Annotated in this window: 16 protein-coding genes; 3 read left to right on the top strand and 13 right to left on the bottom strand. The window is 61.0% G+C overall.

Features of this window, described 5'->3' with window-relative positions:
• The first annotated feature begins 166 nt into the window (after positions 1 to 166).
• Positions 167 to 469 carry a flagellar hook-basal body complex protein FliE gene (gene fliE / locus V3C40_RS20845; protein ID WP_254798560.1) on the top strand — a complete coding sequence of 101 codons (303 nt, stop codon included), beginning with the start codon at positions 167 to 169 and terminating at the stop codon, positions 467 to 469.
• A gap of 139 nt (positions 470 to 608) precedes the next feature.
• Here fliE and V3C40_RS20840 read toward each other — a convergent pair whose 3' ends face one another.
• From V3C40_RS20840 to V3C40_RS20780, 13 genes are all read right to left on the bottom strand, one after another.
• Positions 609 to 1,355, bottom strand: coding sequence for a flagellar brake protein (locus V3C40_RS20840; protein ID WP_080698661.1), 747 nt, complete (start codon positions 1,353 to 1,355; stop codon positions 609 to 611).
• Between the two features lie 25 nt (positions 1,356 to 1,380).
• On the bottom strand, positions 1,381 to 1,707 hold the full coding sequence (locus tag V3C40_RS20835; RefSeq protein WP_034787205.1) for an EscU/YscU/HrcU family type III secretion system export apparatus switch protein: 327 nt from the start codon (positions 1,705 to 1,707) through the stop codon (positions 1,381 to 1,383).
• A complete protein-coding gene (gene fliK / locus V3C40_RS20830) occupies positions 1,700 to 2,881 on the bottom strand; it encodes a flagellar hook-length control protein FliK (protein WP_331778427.1) in 1,182 nt (393 codons plus the stop codon). The genes V3C40_RS20835 and fliK overlap by 8 nt, the downstream gene beginning before the upstream one ends.
• A gap of 26 nt (positions 2,882 to 2,907) precedes the next feature.
• Positions 2,908 to 3,234 (bottom strand): flagellar protein FliT, encoded by a 327-nt coding sequence (locus V3C40_RS20825; RefSeq protein ID WP_070303636.1) that lies wholly within the window; start codon positions 3,232 to 3,234, stop codon positions 2,908 to 2,910.
• A gap of 3 nt (positions 3,235 to 3,237) precedes the next feature.
• Positions 3,238 to 3,684, bottom strand: coding sequence for a flagellar export chaperone FliS (gene fliS, locus V3C40_RS20820; protein WP_034754008.1), 447 nt, complete (start codon positions 3,682 to 3,684; stop codon positions 3,238 to 3,240).
• A 22-nt stretch (positions 3,685 to 3,706) separates the two neighbouring features.
• Entirely contained in the window at positions 3,707 to 6,385 is a 2,679-nt protein-coding gene (gene fliD, locus V3C40_RS20815) for a flagellar filament capping protein FliD (RefSeq protein ID WP_252867337.1), read from the bottom strand.
• A gap of 233 nt (positions 6,386 to 6,618) precedes the next feature.
• Positions 6,619 to 6,984, bottom strand: coding sequence for a flagellar protein FlaG (locus tag V3C40_RS20810; RefSeq protein WP_070303638.1), 366 nt, complete (start codon positions 6,982 to 6,984; stop codon positions 6,619 to 6,621).
• Positions 6,985 to 7,068: 84 nt separating this feature from the next.
• A complete protein-coding gene (locus V3C40_RS20805; protein WP_331778426.1) occupies positions 7,069 to 8,553 on the bottom strand; it encodes a flagellin N-terminal helical domain-containing protein in 1,485 nt (494 codons plus the stop codon).
• 487 nt (positions 8,554 to 9,040) lie between these two features.
• Positions 9,041 to 9,634: a PEP-CTERM sorting domain-containing protein gene (locus V3C40_RS20800; RefSeq protein ID WP_331778425.1), complete on the bottom strand. Its 594-nt coding sequence runs from the start codon at positions 9,632 to 9,634 to the stop codon at positions 9,041 to 9,043.
• Between the two features lie 285 nt (positions 9,635 to 9,919).
• Entirely contained in the window at positions 9,920 to 11,491 is a 1,572-nt protein-coding gene (locus V3C40_RS20795) for a diguanylate cyclase (protein WP_034754000.1), read from the bottom strand.
• A 198-nt stretch (positions 11,492 to 11,689) separates the two neighbouring features.
• Positions 11,690 to 12,337, bottom strand: a complete 648-nt coding sequence (locus tag V3C40_RS20790; protein ID WP_034753998.1) for a response regulator — start codon at positions 12,335 to 12,337, stop codon at positions 11,690 to 11,692.
• A gap of 30 nt (positions 12,338 to 12,367) precedes the next feature.
• A complete protein-coding gene (locus tag V3C40_RS20785) occupies positions 12,368 to 13,870 on the bottom strand; it encodes a sensor histidine kinase (protein ID WP_331778424.1) in 1,503 nt (500 codons plus the stop codon).
• Between the two features lie 17 nt (positions 13,871 to 13,887).
• Complete coding sequence (locus V3C40_RS20780; RefSeq protein WP_331778423.1) at positions 13,888 to 14,475, bottom strand: hypothetical protein; 588 nt, start codon at positions 14,473 to 14,475, stop codon at positions 13,888 to 13,890.
• A gap of 115 nt (positions 14,476 to 14,590) precedes the next feature.
• Here V3C40_RS20780 and greB point away from each other — a divergent pair, with 115 nt between their 5' ends.
• Positions 14,591 to 15,157 (top strand): transcription elongation factor GreB, encoded by a 567-nt coding sequence (gene greB, locus V3C40_RS20775; RefSeq protein WP_035821325.1) that lies wholly within the window; start codon positions 14,591 to 14,593, stop codon positions 15,155 to 15,157.
• A gap of 69 nt (positions 15,158 to 15,226) precedes the next feature.
• Positions 15,227 to 15,868 (top strand): transposase, encoded by a 642-nt coding sequence (locus V3C40_RS20770; RefSeq protein WP_331778422.1) that lies wholly within the window; start codon positions 15,227 to 15,229, stop codon positions 15,866 to 15,868.
• Positions 15,869 to 15,873 lie beyond the last annotated feature (5 nt).

The following is a 15,873-nucleotide window of genomic DNA, read 5'->3' as shown; positions in this document are numbered from 1 at the left end:
ATTGTGGAACCCTGGCAACATGTGACGGAAGTTATTGTACCCGTCGTTGCCTTGCAAGCCAGGGTTTTGTTCTCTGGGTGCAACAGGCATGGAACAGATATGAAGCAGACCAGAATCGGGAGGCAAAGTGAAAACAGGCGGTATCGATAGCAGCAGGATCGAGGCGATGATCGCGCAACTGAAGTCGGCGGCCACGCGGCCGGAGGCGAAAATACCGGCGATCCAGACCGAGATGCCGGCGGCGAAGGTGAATTTTGCCGATGCCTTCAAGAGCGCGCTGGACTCCGTGAGCGGCGCGCAAAAGGCTTCTTCGGCGCTGGGCCAGCGCTTTACCATGGGCGATGAAAAGGTCAGCCTGTCGGACGTGATGGTAGCGATGCAAAAGTCGAGCATCGAATTCCAGGCGACGGTGCAGGTGAGAAACAAGTTGGTTTCTGCGTATCACGAGATCATGAACATGCAGGTGTAAACGTCGCACCAAAGCTACTGCGCGGCGCCCTTTGCGGCCTGCGATGCTCGCTGTACTTCAGTACAGCTGCGCGTCTCGGCCGCAAATCATCGCCGCTCGCTACGCTTTGGCGGGACGTTTGGTGGCCTTTAATTCTGCCTTACCCCAATCCAGCCATGCGCGCATTGCGCTCGCGCTCCAGTCGCGTGATGTAGCGCTGCACGTGCGCCAGCATGCTGCGCGGCAGGTCGACGAACTGGCAGCCGAGGCGGCGGTTCAGTTTGTTGTTCAGCAGGGTCATGTCCAGCGAGTTGCGAATTTGCAAAGTCGCGGTGACGATGCCGACGTCGGGCAAGTCGATGCGGCAACCGGGATAGTCCCTGCCGATCGTTTCGCCCAGCATCAGTTTATTGTCCAGGATGGCGATGCCGCCGCAGCTGATGTCGGCCAGCGGGAACAGGGTATCGGCGCCACCGAGCGAGGGCGGCAGGGGAATCGAGACGCGCACGGGATTGCTCACGGGCGTCGTCATGCGGTAGTACTCGCGCCGCTGCAAACGGATCAGTGTTTCTGGAATGGCAATTTTCAAGGCGGGCGTGCCGCCGTAATTACACTCTTCCACCTGGGCGCTGGCAAACAGGATGCGGATCTTGTCGAGCGAGGTTTCAAATGAAATGCCCGTGGCGGCCAGCATGCGCCGGTTCTGGTCGGCGTTCACGGAACGGTCGAGGATGACGGTATTGTGGTCGGCATCGACTTCCAGGATGGAAGTGACGCACACATCGGATTCACCGTGGATCAGCATGCGGATCAGCTGGTTTTTTTCGCTGATGCCGCGCAGCAAGGCAATGATTTCCCGCCGCGATTCCACTTCAAAATCATGCCAGTTTTCGAGGCCGGAATCCATAATATGTGCTTGCATTGATGCCTGTCTATGTATCGGTGAGGTTGACGCTGGTGTCGGGCGGCGGCGGGATCGGCCCGCCATTCGCAGATTCAATATGATATAACCAGGCCAGCAGTTCCGCAATCGCCCGATACAGGCCGGGCGGAATCTGGCGGTCCAGGTCGACATCCATCAGCAGCGCCACCAATTCCTTCGATTCATGCACGAACACGCCGTGTTCGCGCGCCGTGCTGATGATCTGGTCCGCGATCAGGCCGCTGCCCTTGGCTACCACCTTGGGCGCCGGCGTGCCGCTCTGGTAGGCCAGCGCGACGGCCGTCTGCGGCACCTTGCGTCTGGTGTCGTCAAGCATCGTCTTCTCCAGCCGCCGCCTCCGGCTTGCCGGCGATCGTCAGCGACGACAATGGCCAGCCGGCCGCATCGAGCGACGCTTCCAGCCGCGCCGCATGCTGGCGCAAGGTGTCGGCGCTGCCTTCGCTGCCCGCCTGCAACTGGATGGATACGCGGCCGCCCTGCAGGACCACATGCGCGGCCAGGTCGCCCAGCAGGGGGAACTGGAAGCGCACATTGCTGCGCCAGGCCGTCGCTTCCTCGTCGCCATCGCGTCCTTCGTGCTGCTGCCCTTCCGGCGCATCACGGCTGATATCCCACTGCATCTTCTGGCCGGGCCAGGCTTCGCCCTGCCACTGCACGCGCGCCTGTTCGTGCGTATGCAGCTGCAAATTGATCAGTTGCGCCGAAGCGAGGTCGGTGCCCGTTCTGGCCATGTCGCCCTGTGCCGCCTTCTGCATTTGCGGCTCCAGCAGCAGCGAGGCCAGCGGCCGCTTGCCTTCGGCCCATTCGGCCACGTGCGATTCATAGAACAGGCCGCTGCTGCCGACCGCATCGCGCAGGTTCTGGGCCACCTGGGCCGGAGCGGCGCCGGGCGTGGCCATCAGCGGCGTCTTGCCGACCAGCGACAGGGGTGCGCCGGGCACGCTTTCGGCCTGGCTGAGCACCGTGCTGATGGCGCGCGCGGTGGTGCTCAGCTCTGGCGCGGGCGTGTCGCCGGCCAGGGCGGGCAGCAGATTGGCGGGTGTCAGGGGTGCACGGCTGAGCAGGGTGGCGGCCGTGCTGCTGGCGCGCGTGCCCGCCTGGGCGGCACCGGCCTGGGGGCCGCGCAGGTCGGCTGCTTCCGGCTCGGCTTCCGCGTCCGCATATGTCAGCAGGGCGCTGGCGGGCTGGTCGCGGTTATTACCGATTTGAAAAGAGGGGCGGGGATTGATGCCGATCAGGGTCAGCGGGATTTCCGTGCCCGGCTGCGCGCCGGCGGGCAGCTGCATGCGGGCCGGCGTGCCGGCCACGCGCACAAGGAAGCTGCCGTCGCCCATGCGGGCCAGCACCTGTCCCTGCATGGATTTGCCGATCAGTCCCTGCAGCGAGCGCTGGAATTCGGCCTGGCGCGGGTCGGCGACGCTGTCGGCCGCCCGCGTGCCCTTGACCGGGGTCAGGGGCGTCATGCCGATCGCATCCATCTTCGGCAACATGATAGCTGACCTTGCCCCGTGGGCGTTTAGACGCCGTAGGCGTTGGCCAAGCGCCGCTCGGTCCCGGTGCTGTTGATCAGCTTGGACAAGTGGGCCATCCACGGCATGGTCAAATCGCGGATCTTGCGGTCGTCTTCGAGGATCTGCTTGATCAGGGCGACCTTGCGCTGGCGGCCGGCGCTTTCCAGCACGACTTTTTCTTCATTCGCCTTCAGCGCGGCCACATGCGCGCTCACTTGCTGTTCCAGCGCTTCGAGCTCGTCCCAGTCGGCATTGCTGGCGGCGGTCACCATCCGGCCCGTCAGGGTCTGCATGGCTTCGTAGGTGGTCAATACTTCTTGATTGGTCATCATGGGTCAGGCGCTCGCAAGGCTGGGCATACGTTTCAAATCGGCGCCGGGAATGGCGGCCGGCGTGGCGCCGATGGCGTTCCAGGTTTCGCGCAGGTCGGTCAGCAGGCGCTGCACTTCTTCCAACAGGCTGATGTCGTTTTTCAGGTTGGCCATCAGCAGGCGCGCGCTCATGTATTCGTACAGGGCGTCGAGGCCTTCGGCGATTTGGCCGCCAGCGTCCTTGTCCAGGCTGGCGCGCAAGCCATTGTCGATGATCTGGATGGCTTTCGAGATGGACTTGCCTTTTTCCGGCACATTGCCCGATTTCATGTGCATCTGTGCGCTGAGCACTGCCACCAGGGCGCCGTCGTACAGCATCACGATCAGCTTGTGCGGCGAGGCCGAGACGATGCCCGTCTCCAGGCCGACCTTGGCATAGGCGTTGACGCCGCGTTGTTGGGTTCCAAACATGTAATTCTCCTGATGATAGCGCTTAACGGTTGGCGGCGATGGCGGCCAGCTGCTGGGTCAGATAGGTCTGCGTGGTCTGCATGGCACTCAGCGACACGTCGAGGCGCGAGAACTGGGCGCGATAGCGCGCTTCGATGGCGGTCAGTTTTTCGCTGAACTTGTCGCGCTGCGCCGCCACCGATTTCAGGGTTTCGTTGATGCCATTCGTGCGGCCGGTGATCATGCCGTCCGTCCCCAGGAAGGAGGTGGCCAGATTGTTCAGCTGGTAGGCATAGCCTTGCGAGAAGCTGACGGTGCCGCGCGGGCCGATCGTGCCGCCAGTTACCTCGATTTTCAAGCCTTCCGACGACGAACCGGGCGCGCCCGTCAGCGTCTGACCGGAGCCGATGACCGGTTGTCCGCCCAGGGTGCCAGCCACGTCGGCACCCTTGACGGGCTTGGCCGTGCCAAACAAGGTTTCAATGGTGGTTCCCGTGCCGTTGCTCAGGGCCAGGTTCGACACGGAACCATAGCGGCTCGAGGCCAGCACCAGCTTGCCCGTGCCATCGATCGAGGCGGACACGGTGGCGCCATTGTCCGAGAAGGCTTTCACGCCATTGATCGACGATTGCACCAGCGCCGCCAGCTGGGCCGGTGTGTAGGTGCCGGCCGGTATCGTCACCTGGGCCGTGTTCTTGGCGGATGAAGGATCCGTATCGTTCAGGGTCACGTTCCAGGTGGTATCGCTGGCGATGGTCGTGCTGGCGCCCAGCACGCCGGTCGAGGTGAGCGAACCCTGGCTGGCCATGGTGGTGATGCTCAGTTCATACGTGCCGGGCTTGGTTGCCGCCGTCGAGCTGGTAAAGGAGACGTTGCTGTCGCTGGTCTTGCCGATGGCCGAGAACAGGCCAGCGATATCGCTGAAATTGGCACTGATGGCCTTGTCGAGTTTGCTGGAATCCAGCGCCAGGCTGCCGTCTTTCTGGAAAGAAATACCCACCTGGCTGAGGGTACTCATAGTGCTGTTCAAGCCGGTGATCGGCGCGCCCAGCTGTCGGCGCAGCTGGCTCTGGATCGATTGCACGGTCGAGTCGCCCAGCAGGACGCCGCCAGTCTTGGTGTCGGGATTGTACGCCGTCATTTTACCGATCGCCGTGTTCAGTTCGTTGTATGCCTTGACGAAGGAGTTGATGCTGGTCTTGACGGTGGTGGTGTCTTTGGCAACGGACAGGCTGCTGCTGCCGACCTTGGCGATGTTCAGGGTAATGCCTTCGATTGCCGTATCGACGCTGTTCGAGCTGCTGGTGATGGGAATGCCGTTAACACTGAACATGGTGTTCTGTGCCGCGCTGTTCTGCTTCAGATTCTGCGCGCCGCCAACGTCGTAGGCCAGCAAGGATTCCAGGGCACTGTCCGCAGGCTGGCCGTCACTGCCGCTCAGCGAGATTTTCATGGCCGAATTGGCGCCCGTCTTGCTTGAGCTGAGCACCAGGTGGAACGGTTTATCCGTGCCGTCGGAAACGATGCTGGCCGTGACGCCCAGACCGGCGTTGTTGATGGCGTCGCGGATGCCTTGCAAGGTATTGTTTGTCGAATCAATGACGACCGACCCCGTTGCCTGCGTCGCATCCTGGGTAAAGCCGGCACCCATGTAGCTGCCGACGGTGCCCGCCGTCAGGCCGGCCGCGGCCGGATTGCTGCCAGCGATGATGATGGGGCTGGCATTGCCCGATGTCAGGGTGATGGCGCTGGCAATTGTCACATTCGAGCCATCGTTGCTTGCGCCCGCTGCCTTGCCGATGCCACCGCTGACGCCACCCGTGACGACCTCTTCAATATTGATGTTGGAGCCATCGGCGCGCGTAAATTGCAAGGTGCCATCGGCAGCCTTGCCCGTGACCGTGATATTGGCTGCGGCCAGCGCATTCGAGACGGCATTCGGCCCTTCCAGCTTCGCATCGAGGCTGGCGGCGGTGATACCGGCGCCGGCGGCCACGTTCTCGCCTTGCGAGACGATTTCAATGCCGCCAACGGACAGGGAATAGCTGCTGCCCGCGCCGCTGGTGGCGACATTGCCATACGTGCCGAACATGGCGGCATCACTGCTTGCTGGCTGGGCTGTCGCCGTGACGCCCGTGGTGCTGCTCTTGGCATTGATGGCATCGGCCAGCGCGCGTGCGCTTTTCGTGCTGGCGTCCGTCGGGATGGCCGTGCCGTTGAGGCTCAGCGAACCGTTGCTCACGCCGTTCAGCAGTGTGCTGCCGCTCAGGGCCGTGCCTTTGGTGCCAAAGGTGCCGCCGCTTGCCGAGCCGAGCTGGAAGGAAATCGTCGTCTTGGCGCCCAGGCCGATGGTCGACAGCTTGCTGGCCATGCCACCTGACGTCAGGGTCTGCGCCTGCGCCAGCTGCGAGACATTGATATTGTAAGTGCCGGCCACGGCCTTGGCGCCAGCGCTGGCGGACAGCACCAGCGGATCCGATGGCGTGGCGCTGACGGCGCGGAAATTGTTCGAGTTGGTCAGTGACGACAGCGAGCTCTGGAAGGTGCTGATCGAACCGCCCAGTGTACCCAGGGCGCTGAGCTTGGCCTGGTAGGAAGCCGTTTTCTTGTCGTAGAGATTCAGCGGCGCCGACTCAGCCGTCATCAGCTTCTCGATGATGGCATTGACGTCCAGCATGCTATTGCCGATGCCCGGAGAGGATAAGGTTGGTGTGATGGCCACTGCATGCTCCTAGGAAAACACTAATATAAGCTGTTATCGGCAGAATCAATCAGGACTTGAGAGGGGGATTTACCGCGCTGTTTTCATTTCGGGGAAAAAAGCGGCCTGGTGTGCGTAAAGGGTTGCTCTTGTGGTAATAAGAATACGGGGGCCGGCAGGCTGGCTGGCGGACCCCGGTGTCGTGCTGATGCATGGCGAAACATGGCAGCGCGGACGGTTTTGCATGGCATCCGTCAGGCGCTTTGGCTGATGAGCGCGCCTTTGGCTGACTCGAAGGCCTTGGCCAGCGCCAGGGCTTCCTTGGTCGGGATCTGCCGCAAGACTTCCTTGGTTTCCTGGTCGATCACCATGACGACCGTGCGCTGGCTGTCCTCATCGACGGAAAATTCCAGGCCCTGGGTCTTGATTTGCGATGACTGGTTCAGTTCAGATACCGCCTGGTCCAATTGGGCGCGGCTGGGTTCCTGCTCATTTTGCTGCGTTGTCACGGCGTCAGTGGTGCTGCGAGATGCCGCGGCACGCGCCGGCGCGATGTCTGCCGGAGTGTAACTCTTCTCGATCCGGCTGGCCGAGGCGGCTGATATCGTGTCTATAGTCATGGTGCTCTCCTAGTGAAAATTCCCCTGCCGAAAAAATCCGGCAGGGGAACCTGGGTCTGGCGATGTGACGAGACTAATCGAAGATTAGCCGCGCAGCAGGCTCAGCACGCCGTTAGGCAGCGAGTTTGCTTGCGCCAGCATGGCGGTACCAGCTTGTTGCAGGATCTGGCCGCGGGTCAGGCTGGCTGTTTCTGCTGCGAAGTCGGTATCGACGATGCGGCTGCGCGATGCGGACAGGTTTTCCGTCGTCGATTGCAGGTTCGAAATCGCCGAGGAGAAGCGCGATTGCAAAGCACCGTACTGAGCGCGTTGGCTGTTGACCGTCGACAGTGCCGCATCGGTGATCTTCAGGGCCAATTGCGCGCCCGCAAACGTCGTGACGTCCAGCGATGCAACCGATTTCAGCTGCGAACCAGCATTCGTGGTTCCAGCGGCCGCCGCACCCAGGCCCAGGCCGGAACCCGCATCGGTCACGGAGAAGCTGCTGTCCGAATCGAACGTCACGCTGCCGTTGGCGATCGCAACGCCAGCTACGCCCTTGGCATCAGCGGCCGCCGACAACGTGTTATCCAAGTTGTAGGTTTTGACGTCCAGCTTGACAGCAGCCGTGGCGCCATTCGTCACCTGGATGTCGGCACCATTGGCATTACTCAGCTTGATGCCAGGATTTTTGGCGTCAAAACTTGCCGTGATGCCCGTTTTGGCGGTTTGTGCATTGATCGCGTTGATGCCGGCGGCAAAGTCGGCCGCCTGGTTGGCGGCGCCGGTGACGGTGAACGAAACAGTCACGGCATCAGCAGGTGCAGAATTATCGCCGTTCAATTTGAACGAGTACGATTCCGCACCCAAGCCCAGGTTGGCTTCGGTTTTTGCCGTGGCGGTGACGCCGGTGCTTGCCGTTTTGGCATTCAATGCGGCAGCGATCGACTTGGCGGTGTCGCCTGCAACGGTGGTGTACTTGTCGGTACCCAGCTTGCCGTTGACGGTGACATCTTTGGCTGCAACGACGTTGGTCGTGGTCAGTTTGGCTGCAACAGCGTTGTTTTCAACGCGGTTGTTGCCATATGTGTTCGTCAGGAAGTTCGCGCCGTTGGCGGAAATCAGCTGGTTCGCATCGGCGCCGACCTGGAAGTTGGCCGTACCCATGGTGCCATCGAGCAGTGCCTGGCCGTTGAACGAGGTGGTCGTGGCGATACGGTTCAGTTCCGAGTTCAGCTGCGTCACCTCGGTTTGCAGCGCCTGGCGGTCGCTCGACGAGTTGGTCGAGTTCGACGACTGTACGGCCAGTTCGCGGATACGTTGCAGGATGTCGCCCGAGCTCGACAGTGCACCTTCGGCCGTTTGGGCCAGCGAGACGCCGTCGTTTGCATTGCGGGTTGCTTGGGTCATGCCGCGGATTTGCGACGTCATACGGTCGGAAATCGCCAGACCAGCAGCATCATCCTTGGCGCTGTTGATGCGCAAGCCAGAGGACAAGCGTTGCAGCGAGGTGCTCAGGGATGCTTGCGAGGAGCCCAGGTTGCGTTGCGAGTTCAGGGAAGCGATGTTGGTGTTAATTACTGCAGCCATGTTAATTCTCCAGACAGGTACTACATTGCGCTATGTGCTAGTCACTTTGGCCTGCCCCGCTGTTCCGGGACAATCAAGCCGCTGTTGTTTAGGGTAACGGTTGCTCTGCGGGAAAATTTATGGCGAAAAGTGCTTTAAATTTTAATTTTTAGCCCTTCAGTTTGTCGCATGCCGCGCGCTAGACGACATGCTTTTTGGAAACTTTAGGGTGAAAATAATTTTATTTTTATATGGTGCGCATGCTGGCGGCATGCTGGAGGGAGGGGGTGTTATTGTTTACGCCATGAAGTTGCCGTCCAGCTGGGCAGCGGGACGGCATGGCGTAGGCCGGCCGGACTCAGGCGGCCAGGATCCTCGTCCTCGTCCTCGTTGGCAGGGGCCGGGATAGGCGAGGAAAAAGTGGATCAGGACTTTTTGGTGAGGTCATATGGCGGACGGATCGTTCGTGCCCGACAAGCGATAGCATATTATCCGCCAGTTGTTGTGTTCACGATTTCCGTTTACGTCGAACAATGAAACCCATCAAGCCTAAACCTGTGAGTAACATGGCATAAGTTTCGGGTTCGGGAACTGCGGAGGTAAATGTCAGGGACAATGTTTGAGCGCCAGATGGAAAACCGGTGAAGTCAGTCCAGTTTTGTCCTTCTATAGAGGATTTCATCATGAATCCCACAGGCGTACCATTTTTATAAGCCTTGTTCAGATATTCTGTCAGGTCGATGGGTTTTTTTTGGCTTATATTGGTTGCTGTCTTTGCTACCAATCCCCCGATGGGATTCGGAGCGGTATAGTAATTAAAGGATACCCAGGTTCCATCGGTAAGATAAACCTCCATGCTACGGGCAGTTATCGGTGTCCATAAAAGCCCCGATGTCAGCGTGACGGAGGGATCATAGGCTGGCAAGATGAACTTTTCATACAGGCGGCTATATCCTTCGCCAAAAATAGCCCCTACTTCACCTCTATCTAAGGTGTTTGTGTTGCCGTTGCGGGTATTGTAAAAAGTTGATAGGTGCTGGCTGCTTGTGATGGAAATTTCTTTGGCAGCCGCCTGGGAGACCGCAGGCATGATTGCAGCCATGAAGATTGCGAGCGCGAATAAGGTATTTGAGGATATATTTTTAATGCACTTAAGTGGACTTCTTTTCATATGGCATGCCCTGAAAGGTTGATTTAATAAAATTATTGGCATAACTGGTGTGTGTAGCCTTTTCTTAAAAAAAAGCACACAACCATGTTACATTGCCAATTAAGTCATTAAAACGATCAAGGTTAATTTTTTAGTAATTCGCCGAGTGATTTTTTTTCGGTAATGCCCCGAGGCAAAGTGATTGAGGTGCTGTGTGTTGCTTCGCACCACATGGGTTCACTCCGCCACCACCACCCGGTTCTTGCCCGTCTGCTTGGCTTGGTACATGGCGCGGTCGGCGCGCTTGACCAGCTCGGCCTGGTCTTCGTTGGGCAGGCGCAGGGCCACGCCGGCGGAAAAGGTGATCAAGACTTTTTCGTTATCGTGCAGGAAGAAATGCCGGGTCAGCTCGCGCTGCAGGCGCGTCATCGTCGACGAGGCCGCCTCGACCGTCGTTTCCGGCAGCAGGATGAGGAATTCCTCGCCGCCGAAGCGGGCGATGACGTCCATCGAGCGCAGGGTTTCCTTGACGATTTTCACCAGGTGTTTCAAGGCGGCATCTCCGGCCAGGTGGCCGTAGGTATCGTTCAGGCGCTTGAAGTCGTCAAGGTCCAGCATGGCGATGCATAGCGGCGTGCCGCGGCGGTCGGAGCGGGCCGTCTCGCGCTCGAACACGTCGTCCAGGCCACGGCGGTTCAGGCTGCCCGTCAGCTGATCTTCCCGCACCAGTTCGCTCATATGCTGGAGCTTTGCTTCCAGGGTGTGGATGCGCTGTTCCGCATCCTGCACTTCCTGGCGCGCCAGTACCATCTTGTCGCGTGCGCGCAAGGCCTCGTTCTGCACCATGCGCGTTTCGCGCAGGACTTCGTCGAGAACGCTGTTCAGTTCGCTGATATTTTCCGCCTGGCTGATCTTTTCCGAATAGCCGCCGATCTTTTCATGGAAGTCGCCCGTACTGGCCGCCACTTGGCCCAGGCGGTCGATGAAGGTCATCATCATGTTCTTGACCGTCAGCTTGACGTCGGACAGGCTGTGCTTGAGCTGGCTTTGCTTGTAGATGACTTCCTTCAGGCTGCGCGTGGCGTCTTCCAGCGCGCGCTGGTCGAGCGGGCCGGCGATCAGGTTTTGCACGGCATCGACCTGGCCGCGCAGCCAGCTGTCGTCGTCGAGCAACTGGCTGACGTTATCGAGCAGCAGCTTGAACAGGCGCAGCAGCAGTTCCTGCTGCTCGGCCGTGTCGCCGCTTTTCAGTTCGATCTGGTAGCACAGCTGTTTCAGGCGCAGTGCCGCTTCGTTCAGCGCTTCTTCCGTATGGGCCTGCTTGATGGCCGCGCCCAGCGATTCGGCCTCTTCCACCAGTGCGGGCGTGCCCGTCAGCAAGGTGGCGACGGCAAAGCCCAGGGTGCGGCTGAGCAATTCACGCAGGGTGCGCGTCTGTTCGCCGTCCGGCAAGGGCGGCAATTCGATGCCGCCGCCTTTCTTGACCTGTTTCTCCGCCAGCTGCGCCAGGGTGCGCGCATAGCTGTCCCAGTCGCGCGCTTTCAGTGCGCGCTGGAAACGCTTGCCAAAGTCGCCCAGTTCGCCCGCCGATTCGCTCATCTTGGCGGCAAATTGCGTCAGGACGTTTTCCGCGCCGCTCTCCGTCGGTGCGCTGGCGGCCAGCACGGCGCCCGGCGCCGCAGGGCTGTCCGCCGATTCGCTGATGCCGGCGATTTCATTGTAGATATCGCGGTAGGCGCTCGGCGTGGGGGCGATGCGGCGCGTGGCCAGGCGGCGAAACGCTTCGCGGGCGATATCGGCCGGGTTCATCGCGGCGGCGGCGGTATTCGTGGCGCCAGCGGGAGCGCTTGCTGGTGAAGATGGCAATTTACTGGACATGTAGGCACAGCCTTTTCAGATATTTCTCATTATCCCCATGATATGCGAGTTGGCAAAGAACTTATTGTGCGAGAAGCAAGGAGAAGTCCTGTCAATTCGCCCGATGCCAGCGGGCATGCCGCTTTGCCGTCAATCCACCAGCTGGTTGCGGATCGCGTAATGTGTCAGTTCCGCGCTATTCTTGAGTTTCATCTTGACCAGCAAGCGGGCGCGGTATTCGCTGACGGTTTTCACGGACAATTTGAGCTCTTCGGCGATGGCGCCCACGGCCTTGCCCGAGGCAATCATCACCAGGGTCTGGTATTCGCGGTCCGACAAGGTGTCGTGCAAGGCCGTTTCGTGGTCTTCGCCCACCGTGTTGGCCAGTTCCTGCGCCAGCGAGGCGCTGATATATTTCAAGCCCTGCGCCACCTGGCGGATGGCCGTGACCAGCTCGCGCGGCGCGCTCTGTTTCGTCAGGTAGCCGGCCGCGCCCGCCTTGAGCGAACGGATGGCGTATTGGTCCTCGCGGTGCATGGACAGCATCAGCACGGCCAGTTCCGGCTTTTCCTTCTTGATCTGCTTGAGTACCTCGATGCCGCTGCGGTCGGGCAGGGATATGTCGAGCAGCAACACCTGGCATTTGGAGCCACGGAACAGCTTGATGGCGTCGTGGCCATTTTCGGCTTCGCCGGCCACGATGATGTCCTTGGTATCGGCGAGGATTTGCTTCAAGCCTTCGCGCACGATCGCGTGATCGTCGGCGATGAATACCCGGATGGTGGCTTTTTCTTTCATGACTGCATTGTTTCCTATCTGATTCACCCACTAGGCCGCGTCTGGCGGCGGCCCGCTGTGCGCTGGCGCACTGGCTGCAGCCGCTATTATCGCCTCTCGCGCGGTGGTCAGCCGGATTTTTATGCTCAGGATGGTGCCGCCATCCGACCCATCCATCAGGCTCAGGGTGCCGCCCAGCGCGCTGGCCCGTTCTGCCATGCCGCGGATGCCGAACGACTGCGGCTTGGCGCGGTCGGACAGGCGCATGCCGACGCCATTGTCGGCGATCGACAGGCTGATATGCTGGCGCTGCCGGGCCAGGCGCACGCTGACCTTGCTCGCCTGCGCATGCTTGGCGATATTCGTCAGCGCCTCCTGGGCGATGCGGAACAGGCTCGTCGCCTGGTCCAGCTCGAGGTCGATGTGCTGGCGGTTCGAAATGAACTGGCATTCGATGCCTGCCTGGCGCGCGAATTCCTTGACTTGCCAGTCCAGCGCGGCGACCAGGCCCAGGTCCAGCATGGACGGGCGCAAGTCCAGCGAAATGCGGTGCACGGCGTCGATGCTGCGGTCGACCAGGGCGTCGACATAGTCGGCCTTTTCCTGCAATTGCGGATCGTCCGGCGGCAGGCGGCGCGCCAGCATGGCCAAGGCCATCTTGATGGCCGTCAAGTTGCCGCCCAGGTCATCGTGCAGTTCGCGCGCCAGGCGCGTGCGTTCGTGTTCCTTGACCTTGTCGATATGCGCAGTCAGCTCGGCCAGGCGGGCGCGCGACTGGCGCACTTCGATCTGTTCGAGCCGGCTTTCCGTGATGTTCGTCATGATGCCTTCCCACTGCACCGTGCCGTCGGCCAGCGCGCGCGGCGTGGAGCGCAGGTTGATCCATTTGACGTCCTTCCAGGCGTCGATCCATATGCGGCCTTCCCAGTTCCAGCTCCACAAGGCGTTTTTTGAGGCCTGCATCGATTCCAGATACGAGGCGCGGTCGTCGGCGAGGATCAATTGATAGAATAGTTCCGGGCGCGCGTGCAGCAGTGCCGGGCTTAGGCCCAGCAGGGCTTGGCAGCCGTCGCTCAGGTAGGCAAAGGACGCCCGTCCATCCGGATGCAGGCAGAACTGGTACACGAGGCCCGGCGTATTCGAGACGATGGCGTTGAAGCGCGACTGCACCTGCGCCAGGGCGGCGGCCGTCGCCTGCGGCGTGCGCAAGTCTTCGCCTTCGGCCAGCAGCAGGGCGCGGCCGTGGCGGTGGGCGCGCGACAACTGCAGGCTGAGCGAATACAGGCTGCCGTCGCGGCGGCGCTGCTGCACGTGCAGCCGGGCTTGAGCGCCGATGCTGTCGTCCAGGGTAGCCAGCACGGCGGCCAGTTGCTGCCCATCGAGCTGCGGCGCCAGCGTGAAGGGTGTCATCGCCAGCAATTCCTTGCGTGCGTACTGCAAGTTGCCGCAGGCGGCATCGTTGGCGTCCAGCAATTGCAAGCTGGCCGCGTCGTACAGGTAGATTTCCGGCGCCGCCGCGCGCATGGCGGGGGCCAGCCGGGGAGTGTCGTGCATGGAGTTGGCTTTCTTCATCAGCGGCGGGCGCGCCAGAAGGCGGCGAAGCGGCGCAGGACCCTGGCCGGGTGGGAATTATGGCGTCCTGGCGTACCTTTGCGCAAGCGCTGCCACCAGGCACGGCGGGCGCGGCCCAGCGCGGCCGACAGCCGGCTGACTCGGCGCCATGGACGCGTGGCGCGCAGGCGGGCGATCCAGCGGTCCTTGGTTTCCATGAACAATCCATGCCAGCGCGCAAACCATGGCAAACTCAACAGGGTAGGGCGCGTCAGGCTGTACAGGCGCGCGACGGCGGCCGCGCCGCCCAGCTTGGCGATGACGATCACGCCGATGCCGGAAAACGCATGGCCGCGCGCGATCGCCAGCAGGGCCAGCAGCTTGACGGGAAACAGCAGCACGGCCGGCAGCACGAAGATGGCCAGTGCCCAGTAAGGCGGCAGGCGCTTGATCCACGCTTCGAGTGCATGCAGGGGCGGAAATTGCGCGATCACCTGCATGATGCGGGCCCCGGTCGCCCACAGCCATTCCTCGATCAGCAGGAAGATGGCGGCCAGGTAGACCAGCGGCGCGAACAGCCAGCGCCTGACTCTGTAGAATTTTTTCATCCGTCTCCGTGTGCGGCGCAGGTTTGCCGCGATTGCCACGATGATACGTCAAAAAAGCCCGTTTGCCCCCGCATCCCGTGTGCCCGCGGCTCTCTGGCGGGGCTACAATAGACAGATGAATAAAGCCTTTGTAAAAGAATCCGACAACGACGACGATGAAGAAGCGGCCGCGCTGGCGCTGGCCATTCCCGCCGGCGCCAAGAACTACATCACGCCGGCCGGTTACCAGCGCATCAAGGAAGAGCTGCTGCAGCTGATCGACGTCGACCGTCCGGAAGTGGTGCGCATCGTCCATTGGGCGGCGTCGAATGGCGACCGTTCGGAAAATGGCGACTATATCTACGGCAAACGGCGACTGCGCGAGATCGACCGCCGCATCCGCTTCCTCACCAAGCGCATGGACCTGGCCGCCATCGTCGACCCCAGCGTGCACCATGGCAACGACCAGGTGTTCTTTGGCGCCACGGTAACTTACCGCACCAGCGACGGCGAAACGCACACCATCACCATCGTCGGCATCGACGAGTTCGATCCCCTGAACGGCAAGATCAGCTGGGTCTCGCCCATGGCCCGCACCATCACCAAGGCGCGCGAAGGCGACGTGATCACTCTCACCACGCCGCTGGGCGAGCAGGAACTGGAGTTGCTGGAAGTGACGTATCCGGCGCCGGGGGAGGGGTAGTTTGCGGTGACGCAGGGTTCGTCTTGATAAGCCTGTCACGCTGGGACTTTTCTTGATGGGAGAACGACCATGGCCCGCGTCCAGCGTTTGTTTATGCCTGGCATGCCCTTGCATGTGGTGCAGCGTGGGGCGGACAGGCAAATCTGCTTCTTTGATCCCGCCGATTTCCTTTGGTATTTGCAGCAACTGCAGCGGCACTCACATGCGCAAAGCTGCGCGCTGCATGCCTATGTCCTGATGACAAATCATGTGCATTTGCTGCTGTCCGCAGATAGTGTTTTGGCTGTCTCGCGCATGATGAAGGCGCTAGGGCAAGAGTACGCACATTACATCAACTGGCGGCGCCATCGTAGCGGCCCGTTGTGGGACGGGCGCTACAAGTCCTGTGTTGTGCAGGATGTGAGCTACTTGTTGATATGCCAGCGCTACATCGAACTCAATCCCGTGCGGGCCGGCATGGTACGTTATTCGGGGCATTACCGATGGTCCAGCTATCGTTGCAATGCAGAGGGGCGCGAGGATGCATTGGTATGTCCACATTCACTCTACTTGAGCATGGGCAAAAACAAAGGCGAGCGGCAGCAGGCCTATACTGCGTTATTTCATGCTGATGAGGAAACGGCGCTTCAGGTATTGCGTGCCGCCAGCCGTGGCAATGCGGTCGTTGGAAGTGCCAAATTTGTGAGGGAACTGCAAACCCGCAAAGCATGAGGGCC

The sequence above is a fragment of the Janthinobacterium sp. LS2A genome (genome assembly GCF_036543145.1).
In the GTDB taxonomy this organism is placed as follows: Bacteria; Pseudomonadota; Gammaproteobacteria; order Burkholderiales; family Burkholderiaceae_D; genus Janthinobacterium; species Janthinobacterium aestuarii.
This window is presented reverse-complemented; position numbering and strand designations above follow the sequence as displayed.

Excerpts from the sequence above, each read along its gene's own strand:
- V3C40_RS20790 (WP_034753998.1), bottom strand. The coding sequence starts at position 12,337 with ATGAAAGAAAAAGCCACCATCCGGGTATTCATCGCCGACGATCACGCG.
- V3C40_RS20825 (WP_070303636.1), bottom strand. The coding sequence starts at position 3,234 with ATGATGACCAATCAAGAAGTATTGACCACCTACGAAGCCATGCAGACC.
- V3C40_RS20805 (WP_331778426.1), bottom strand. The coding sequence starts at position 8,553 with ATGGCTGCAGTAATTAACACCAACATCGCTTCCCTGAACTCGCAACGC.
- greB (WP_035821325.1), top strand. The coding sequence starts at position 14,591 with ATGAATAAAGCCTTTGTAAAAGAATCCGACAACGACGACGATGAAGAA.
- fliK (WP_331778427.1), bottom strand. The coding sequence starts at position 2,881 with ATGTTGCCGAAGATGGATGCGATCGGCATGACGCCCCTGACCCCGGTC.
- V3C40_RS20835 (WP_034787205.1), bottom strand. The coding sequence starts at position 1,707 with ATGCTTGACGACACCAGACGCAAGGTGCCGCAGACGGCCGTCGCGCTG.
- V3C40_RS20840 (WP_080698661.1), bottom strand. The coding sequence starts at position 1,355 with ATGGATTCCGGCCTCGAAAACTGGCATGATTTTGAAGTGGAATCGCGG.
- V3C40_RS20795 (WP_034754000.1), bottom strand. The coding sequence starts at position 11,491 with ATGAACCCGGCCGATATCGCCCGCGAAGCGTTTCGCCGCCTGGCCACG.
- V3C40_RS20810 (WP_070303638.1), bottom strand. The coding sequence starts at position 6,984 with ATGACTATAGACACGATATCAGCCGCCTCGGCCAGCCGGATCGAGAAG.
- fliE (WP_254798560.1), top strand. The coding sequence starts at position 167 with ATGATCGCGCAACTGAAGTCGGCGGCCACGCGGCCGGAGGCGAAAATA.
- V3C40_RS20780 (WP_331778423.1), bottom strand. The coding sequence starts at position 14,475 with ATGAAAAAATTCTACAGAGTCAGGCGCTGGCTGTTCGCGCCGCTGGTC.
- V3C40_RS20800 (WP_331778425.1), bottom strand. The coding sequence starts at position 9,634 with ATGGCTGCAATCATGCCTGCGGTCTCCCAGGCGGCTGCCAAAGAAATT.
- V3C40_RS20785 (WP_331778424.1), bottom strand. The coding sequence starts at position 13,870 with ATGCACGACACTCCCCGGCTGGCCCCCGCCATGCGCGCGGCGGCGCCG.
- V3C40_RS20770 (WP_331778422.1), top strand. The coding sequence starts at position 15,227 with ATGGCCCGCGTCCAGCGTTTGTTTATGCCTGGCATGCCCTTGCATGTG.
- fliS (WP_034754008.1), bottom strand. The coding sequence starts at position 3,684 with ATGTTTGGAACCCAACAACGCGGCGTCAACGCCTATGCCAAGGTCGGC.